Origin of the sequence: Zavarzinia sp., from assembly GCF_049306435.1 — a bacterium.
Lineage (GTDB): Bacteria > Pseudomonadota > Alphaproteobacteria > Zavarziniales > Zavarziniaceae > Zavarzinia.
The window spans coordinates 21,859-28,891 of sequence record NZ_JBAQRT010000146.1 but is presented as its reverse complement, the minus strand read 5'-3'; the positions used below and the strand labels follow the sequence as shown (position 1 = coordinate 28,891).

The 7,033-nt window shown below is 67.8% G+C and carries 10 protein-coding genes and 1 tRNA gene; 4 read left to right on the top strand and 7 right to left on the bottom strand.

Going from position 1 to position 7,033, the window contains the following annotated elements; genetic code table 11:
- On the bottom strand, positions 1-422 hold a 422-nt coding region (locus WAZ62_RS07995), incomplete at its 3' end, for an NAD(P)-binding domain-containing protein (RefSeq protein WP_422642990.1).
- A 24-nt stretch (positions 423-446) separates the two neighbouring features.
- Entirely contained in the window at positions 447-944 is a 498-nt protein-coding gene (locus WAZ62_RS07990) for a YbjN domain-containing protein (RefSeq protein ID WP_422642989.1), read from the bottom strand.
- 326 nt (positions 945-1,270) lie between these two features.
- Between WAZ62_RS07990 and WAZ62_RS07985 the strand changes: the two genes are divergently transcribed.
- Positions 1,271-1,345, top strand: a tRNA-Gln gene (locus WAZ62_RS07985).
- Between the two features lie 53 nt (positions 1,346-1,398).
- On the opposite strand, the gene WAZ62_RS07980 is transcribed toward WAZ62_RS07985, so the two are convergent.
- The 5 genes from WAZ62_RS07980 to WAZ62_RS07960 all read right to left on the bottom strand — a co-directional run bounded on the left by WAZ62_RS07980 (position 1,399) and on the right by WAZ62_RS07960 (position 4,010).
- On the bottom strand, positions 1,399-1,818 hold the full coding sequence (locus tag WAZ62_RS07980; RefSeq protein WP_422642988.1) for a type II toxin-antitoxin system VapC family toxin: 420 nt from the start codon (positions 1,816-1,818) through the stop codon (positions 1,399-1,401).
- Between the two features lie 22 nt (positions 1,819-1,840).
- A complete protein-coding gene (vapB, locus tag WAZ62_RS07975) occupies positions 1,841-2,104 on the bottom strand; it encodes a type II toxin-antitoxin system VapB family antitoxin (protein ID WP_422642987.1) in 264 nt (87 codons plus the stop codon).
- 89 nt (positions 2,105-2,193) lie between these two features.
- Positions 2,194-2,823: an NAD(P)H-binding protein gene (locus WAZ62_RS07970; RefSeq protein ID WP_422642986.1), complete on the bottom strand. Its 630-nt coding sequence runs from the start codon at positions 2,821-2,823 to the stop codon at positions 2,194-2,196.
- Positions 2,824-3,077: 254 nt separating this feature from the next.
- On the bottom strand, positions 3,078-3,743 hold the full coding sequence (locus WAZ62_RS07965) for a gamma-glutamylcyclotransferase (protein ID WP_422642985.1): 666 nt from the start codon (positions 3,741-3,743) through the stop codon (positions 3,078-3,080).
- A gap of 12 nt (positions 3,744-3,755) precedes the next feature.
- Positions 3,756-4,010, bottom strand: coding sequence for an accessory factor UbiK family protein (locus WAZ62_RS07960; RefSeq protein ID WP_422642984.1), 255 nt, complete (start codon positions 4,008-4,010; stop codon positions 3,756-3,758).
- Positions 4,011-4,137: 127 nt separating this feature from the next.
- Here WAZ62_RS07960 and lgt point away from each other — a divergent pair, with 127 nt between their 5' ends.
- Genes lgt through pgeF form a run of 3 tightly spaced genes read left to right on the top strand, consistent with a single transcriptional unit; the run spans position 4,138 to position 6,823 of the window.
- Positions 4,138-4,983, top strand: a complete 846-nt coding sequence (gene lgt, locus WAZ62_RS07955; RefSeq protein ID WP_422642983.1) for a prolipoprotein diacylglyceryl transferase — start codon at positions 4,138-4,140, stop codon at positions 4,981-4,983.
- Positions 4,980-6,056, top strand: coding sequence for a class I SAM-dependent methyltransferase (locus tag WAZ62_RS07950; protein WP_422642982.1), 1,077 nt, complete (start codon positions 4,980-4,982; stop codon positions 6,054-6,056). Before lgt ends, WAZ62_RS07950 begins: the two co-directional genes overlap by 4 nt.
- The gene (gene pgeF, locus WAZ62_RS07945; protein WP_422642981.1) at positions 6,056-6,823 is read left to right on the top strand and encodes a peptidoglycan editing factor PgeF; all 768 of its coding nucleotides are present in this window, start codon (positions 6,056-6,058) and stop codon (positions 6,821-6,823) included. Before WAZ62_RS07950 ends, pgeF begins: the two co-directional genes overlap by 1 nt.
- Positions 6,824-7,033 lie beyond the last annotated feature (210 nt).

Sequence of the window (7,033 nt, the reverse complement as noted above, 5' to 3'; positions counted from 1 at the left end):
GTCATGCCCCGGCCGACCGCGGCCGGCGTGTTGGGCATGGCGCGGACGACGGGCGTGCCGACGCCGCAGGCCCCTTCGAACAGGGCGATGCGCTTGCCCGCCGCGATCGACAGCACAAGGCTGCGCGGGCCAAGGATGCCGGACAGCCGCGGCAGCACCTTGTCCATGGTCTGGGGTTTCACCGCGACGACGACGGCCACGGGGTCGAGCCCCGGCGGCACATCATCCAGCGAGGAGAGCACCGTGATGCCGCGCGCGGCGAGCGCGGGCGCCCCCGCCGGCTCGACCACGAAAGCCTTCTCGGGCACGAGCCCACGGGCCAGCCAGCCCTCCAGCATCGCCCCGCCCATCTTGCCGCAGCCGATGAGCAGCAGCGGCCGGTCCAGCGCGAGGCCCAGTGCCGGCGCAGCTTCACCCGTCATGTCGAACCCCTGTCGAGAAAACGATCAGGCCTCGCCCATCGTCTCGATCATCGACGCGGACAGGGCCTCCTGCGCGCTCTTACCCCCCCAGAGGACAAATTGGAAGGCCGGGTAGAAACGCTCGCAGGTCGAGATGGCGATATCGATCAGTTCCTCGCAGACACTGACCGAGACCGCCTCGCCCATCAGGCTGGCATGGCGGTACAGCAGCGTGCCGTCGTCCGACCACAGGTCGAAATGACCAAGCCACAGCTGTTCGTTGATCAGGCCCATCAGGTGATAGATCTCGGCCCTTCGCGCCGGGGGCACCCGCATGTCGAAGGCCAGGGTCAACTGCAGCGCCCGTTCGGGCTCGCGCCAGGAAAAGCCGAAATGATAGTCGCACCAGGAGCCGTTCACGGCGACCGACAGTTCGCCGTCGCCGGCACGATCGAAGGGCCATTCGTTGGCGGCGACGATCTGCTCGATCACATCGATCGGATCGACACCGGACTGTTCGTGTTCGGACAACAGCATTCCCATGGCCCTACTCCTCGTGCTGAGCGGCCGGACGGCGTGCCATCCGGCGGTGCGGACTAGATTCAGTTTGTGGGAGTCTCTTGTGCATTGCCACATAAATACCGTCCCGCATCCGGGTGCCTGGGGCTGACCGGCATATCTTGGGGGTTCGGGGCGTGGCATCCACCATGGGTAAGAGCGTGCCGATGCCTGCGATTCGCAGCAAGGCCGTATCCCCGGCCGGGCGCGAAACTTTGATGACGCTCGCGCCCCAACCGTGCCGCTTGCGCATCGGTGCGCGAATCCATATGTTCCCGCCACTCGGACGACCGGCCCCGCGCCGGTCCCGCTGGGGCGTCGCCAAGTGGTAAGGCAGCGGTTTTTGGTACCGCCATTCGGAGGTTCGAACCCTCCCGCCCCAGCCAGTCACGCAGGATTGCGCCAAAGGAGCGCCGCTTCCGTCATACGGAAAACGACATTACCCTTTCGCCCAGTCCTCGATCCTCAATCCGTCCACCCGCGCGAATTCCCGCAGGTTGTTCGTCACCAGCACGCAGTCGGCGGCGAGCGCATGGCCCGCGATCATCGTGTCATTCCCGCCGATGGGGCTTCCCTTCGCCGCCAGATCCCGCCTGATGGCCGTGGCCTTCTCCGCCGCCGCCGCATCCCAGGGCAGGATGGCGGAGAGGCGCGAGACGAAAGCCTCCACCAGCTTCGCGTGACGGGGCGAGGCATTGCGACCGACCGTGCCCAGCAGCATTTCGTAATAGGTGACGACGGAAACGACGATCTGGTGCTGGCCGTCCGCGGCCCGCTGCAGCCGCTCGAGCACCAAAGCCGGGCGCTCGCGCATGATGAACGAGCAGATATTGGTATCGAGCATATAGATGGCGAGCATCGTGTCTTTCCGTGCCGCGCCTTCAGCGGCCCCCGCCGCCAGGCTTCCCGTCATCATCGAGGGAGAAACGCCCCTCCTCGATCAGGTCGGGCCGCTCGTCCAGGAAATCCGCATCGCCAGGCGGCTCGGTCTTGAGCGAAAGCCAGTCCGGCCGGACGGGACGCAGCACGATCGCATCGCCCCGCCGCTCGATGGTCAACTCGCTCACGCCATGGAACTCGAAGTCCTTGGGCAGGCGGATCGCCTGGTTGCGGTTGTTGCGGAAGATGGACACGGTGCGCAGCATGACGGGCTCTCCACGACGAGGAGAGCATCTTAACATATGCCGGGCATATGGCAATTCCCTCGCCCGAGCCGCGGGCGGGTCGCCGGTGTTCAGCCGATCTCTTCCGACTCGATCACGCGGGTGCCCTGCCGTCCTTCCATGGCGGCCGCGATCAGGCTGGTCGCGATCCGGGCCGGGGTGACGGCGCGGTAGCGGGCGGGGATCAGGGGACGCAGCAGGCGGAAGGCCATGGCGCCCAGTTCCTCGAGGCCGCGCGGCGGATCGCGCCTCGCATCGATCATCGACGGCCGGACGATGGTCAGCGACGGATAGCCGAGGGCGCGCAGCCCCGCCTCCATCTCGCCTTTGGTGCGGAGATAAAACGACGGCGAGGCGGCCGACGCGCCCACGGAGGAGACGACCGCCAGCGACCGCGCCCCGGCCCGCCGCGCCGCCGCCGCCGTGGCGATCACCAGATCGAGATCGACCCGGCGAAAGGCTTCGCGGCTGCCGGCGATTTTCTGCGTGGTGCCCAGCACGGAAATCACCGCATCGCAGGCCCAGACGTCGCTCTCGGCCGGCAATATGGCGAAATCGGTCACCGGATTGGTCAGCCTGGGGGCCGGGGGCAACGGCCGCCGGGTCGGCGCCATGACCTGCGTGATACGAGGATCGGCCAGCGCCTGTTCGAGCACCGCGCGACCGACGGCGCCCGTGGCGCCCAGAAGCAGGAATTTCATCCGTCGTCCGTTCCAGACCAAAGAAAGGCCCGCCGAGATTGCCGGCTCGGCGGGCCAGTATTGAGTGGATGATGTCCTAGTCGAAACGGCAGACCGGCGGCTCAGGCCCGGACCATCGGGCGCTGCTTGAGGGTGCTGGTCCACGCCTCTAAATTAGGCGGGAATCCCGAATCCGCGCAAGCGGGGTCGCCCCGAAACGGGGCATTCGGCCCATGGTTTCAACACCATATCCGGCACAGTTGAATGCTTGTGGATCACACGTCGGGATTTGCCGCGACCAGCTCCGCCAGGCGTCGCATCCGCCTGTCCCTGATGCCAAGGGATTCAAGCGCGGCGAGTGCCATGAGAAGATATTCGCGGCTGCTGCCCAGATGTCCCGCCGCCGTGCACAGGGCGGCCACCGTCTCCGATTCGGGCAGGCGCCCGGTATAGCGGGGGTTGGCGCGATTGATGACGAAGGTCAGCGCCCGGTGGGACCCCGACGCCGTCTCGACCGTGACCCAGCGCGGATGATAGGCGCCGCTCAGCATTTCCCGGCGCCAGACGAGGCGAAGCTCTTCCTCGGCCTCGGTCCGGTCGATGCGGAACGACAGGCCCCGGCACGAACCGCCGGCTTCAAGGCCAAGGACAAGGCCCGGCCGCTCGGGCGTGCCGCGACCGATCGGCGTCCACAGGCAGAACTGGCGATGCCAGCCGCGCACCATCCCGACCTCGTGACCCCGATGGCGGATCGCCGGGTTCCACATCAGGGAGCCATAGCCGAACAGCCAGACATCACCGGACGGCGCGCTGGCGAGCGCGGCCTGAAGCGAGGCTTCCCGTTCTTCGGGGGTGAGAAACTGCATATAGCCGGGCGGCAGCATCTGCTGGATGAGGGTATCGAACCCATCCGCCGCCAGCACGTCCCGGCTGAGGCTCAAAGGTAAGAACCCTCAGCCCGGATTGGCCAGCTTCGCCTCGAGAACGGCGAGACGCTCGGCCAGGACTTCGTTCTCGGCCCTGGCCTTGGCGGCCATGGCCTTCACGGCCTCGAACTCGTCGCGGGGGACGAGCTTCATGTCGGCGACGAAGCGTTCCACCAGCTGGCGGACGACACCGTCCGCTTCCTGGCGAACGCCCTGGAGAGCACCAACGGCACCCGTGGCGAGACGGGCGATATCATCGAGAAAGCGGTTTTCGGTCTGCATGATGCATCTACTTTGCCCCGGGCGCGCCGCCGATGCAACGGCTGGCGAAAGCGCCGCTTGCCGCGGGCTTGACATGGGGATGGGGGCGGCCGACAAACCGCCTCGCCTCTCCTGCGGAGCACGCCTGATGTTCACGACGCTTCCCCTCGTCGCCTTCCCCGCGATCGATCCCGTGGCGATCGAACTCGGGCCGCTGGTGATCCGCTGGTATGCCCTCGCCTATGTCGCCGGCATCCTGCTGGGCTGGCGCCTGGCCATGCGCCTGGCCGCCCGGCCGGGCACGGCGGTCCTGCCGCGCGAGGTTGACGACCTCGTGGTCTGGATCACCCTCGGCATCATCCTCGGCGGGCGGATCGGCTATATCCTGTTCTACAATTTCGACCAGTATCTGGCCGATCCCTGGCAGGCGCTGCGCGTCTGGCAGGGTGGCATGTCGTTCCACGGCGGCTTGATCGGCGTCATCCTCGCCGTCGTGCTTTTCGCCCGCAACCGGGGCATCCCCCTGCTGGCCCTTGGCGACATCGTCGCGGCGGTGGTGCCGATCGGCCTGTTCTTCGGCCGCATCGCCAATTTCATCAATGGCGAGTTGTGGGGCCGGCCCAGCAATGCCGCCTGGGCCATGATCTTTCCCCATGACGGCAGTCAGTTGCCGCGCCACCCCAGCCAGCTCTATGAAGCCTTCCTCGAAGGCATCTGCCTGTTCGCCCTCCTGATGGTGCTGAACGCGAAGGGCATCCGGCGCAACATGGGCGCGCTGACCGGCGTCTTCCTGGTCGGCTATTCGGCGGCGCGGATCTTCTCGGAATTCTTCCGCGAGCCCGATCCCCAGCTCGGCTTCCTTTTCTTCGCCTCGACCATGGGGCAGTTGCTGTCGATCCCGATGGCCCTGATCGGCCTGTGGCTGCTGGTCACCGCCGGTGGCCGCCCGGCGCCCGACCGCAGCGCCCTCGCCGACGATACCGGCAAGGCATGACCCCGCTCGGCCGGCTGCTGGCGCGGCGGATCGCGGCCGAAGGACCGTTGCCGGTCGCGGCCGTGATGGCCGAGGCCCTCGCCCATGAAGCACACGGCTATTATCAGGTGCGGGAGCCGTTCGGTGCCGCCGGCGATTTCATCACCGCGCCCGAGATCAGCCAGATGTTCGGCGAATTGCTCGGTCTCTGGCTGGGCGCGGTCTGGCAATCGATGGGCTCGCCGGCCCGGGTCATCCTGGGCGAGTTCGGCCCTGGCCGGGGCACCCTGATGGCCGACGCGCGCCGGGCGCTTGCCCGCGTGCCGGGCTTTCCGCTCCACGCCCCGGTGCATCTGGTCGAGACCTCGCCGCGCCTTCGCGCCCTGCAGATCGAGACGATCAGGGCGCCCGTCGTCCATCACGACACGACCGATGGCCTGCCTTCGGATGCCCCCCTCCTCCTCCTCGCCAATGAATTCTTCGATGCCCTGCCGATCCGTCAGGCCGTCTTCACCGGCGAAGCCTTCCACGAGCGGATGGTCGGGCTCGACCGGGACGATGGACTGATTTTCGGCCTCGCGCCCGAGCCGCTTTCGCCGCATCTACTGCCACCGCACGAAGCGCCGGAGGACGGTGCCGTGCTCGAATGGTCGCCAGCCTCGATCGCCATCGCCGCCGAGCTGGGCCGGCGGCTGGCGGCACAGGGCGGCGCGCTGCTGGCGATCGACTATGGCGCGGCGCACCGGGGTTTCGCCGACACGCTGCAGGCGGTTTCGCGTCATCGTTATGCCGAGATCCTGACGACCCTGGGCGAGGCGGATCTGACCGCCCATGTGAATTTCGCCCATCTGGCCGCCGCCGCCACGGCGCAGGGTGCCCGCGCCTTCGGCCCGGTGCCCCAGGGCGACCTGTTGCGCGGTCTTGGCATCGACCTGCGGGCGCGGCGCCTCGCCGCGAACCAGCCGGCGGCACGGGACCAGATATACGCCGCCCATCACCGGTTGACCGCGCCCGACCAGATGGGCAGCCTGTTCAAGGCGCTGGCCCTTTGCAGCGCCGCTACTCCGCCACCCCCGGTATTCGACGCGATCTGATGCAACAGCCGCCCTGCTTCCGCTCCGGCGCCCTCGCTGGCCTGTCTCATGGTTTCTTCGGCCGCAAGGGCGGAGTATCCGAAGGGATCTATTCCTCGCTGAACTGCGGTCTTGGTTCCGACGATGCCCGCGACGCGGTGATGGAGAATCGGGATCGCATCGCCGGGGCGATCGGCGCGACCGCCCTGCTCTCGCTCTATCAGGTGCATAGTTGCGACGTGGTGACGGTGGACAGCCCCTGGACCCCGGGCGAAGGCGCCAAAGCCGATGCCATGGTGACCCGGCAACGGGGCATCGCCCTTGGCATCCTGACCGCGGACTGCGCCCCCATCCTCTTCGCCGACCGGGCCGCTGGTGTCATCGGCGCCGCCCATGCCGGCTGGAAGGGGGCGCTGGGCGGCATCGCCGAGGCGACGGTGGCGGCCATGGTGACCCTCGGCGCCGAGCCGTCGCGGATCGCCGCCGTGATCGGCCCCTGCATCGGCCGCGCTTCCTACGAGGTCGGGCCGGAGTTCGAGGCCCGCTTCATCGAGTTGGACGGCGCCGACTCGGCCCGCTTCTTTCACCGGCCGGATCCCGCCGCCCGGCCCCATTTCGACCTGCCCGCCTATGTCGCGGCCCGGCTGCGCCGCGCCCATGTCGGCACGCTTGAACTGACCGGCCTCGATACATTCGCGGGCGAAGGCGATTTCTTCTCGTTCCGCCGCACTACCCATCGCGGCGAAGGCGACTACGGCCGCGAAGTCGCCGCCATCATGCTCGACTGAAGGACGCCATGCCCCACATCCTGTTCTTCACCGCTTTCCTGGTGCTTGGCCTGCTTGCCAGCTGCGTCATGATCTGACCGCCCGGCGGCCTCCCTTGCGTGGCCGTCAGCCCACAGTTGCGCCGATAAATGGTCAGCCTCGTTTACAGCCCCGTGACGGCTTGTTAAAAAGCGCGCGCGTTTCGCGGTGCCGATGGCGCCGCGTCCAACC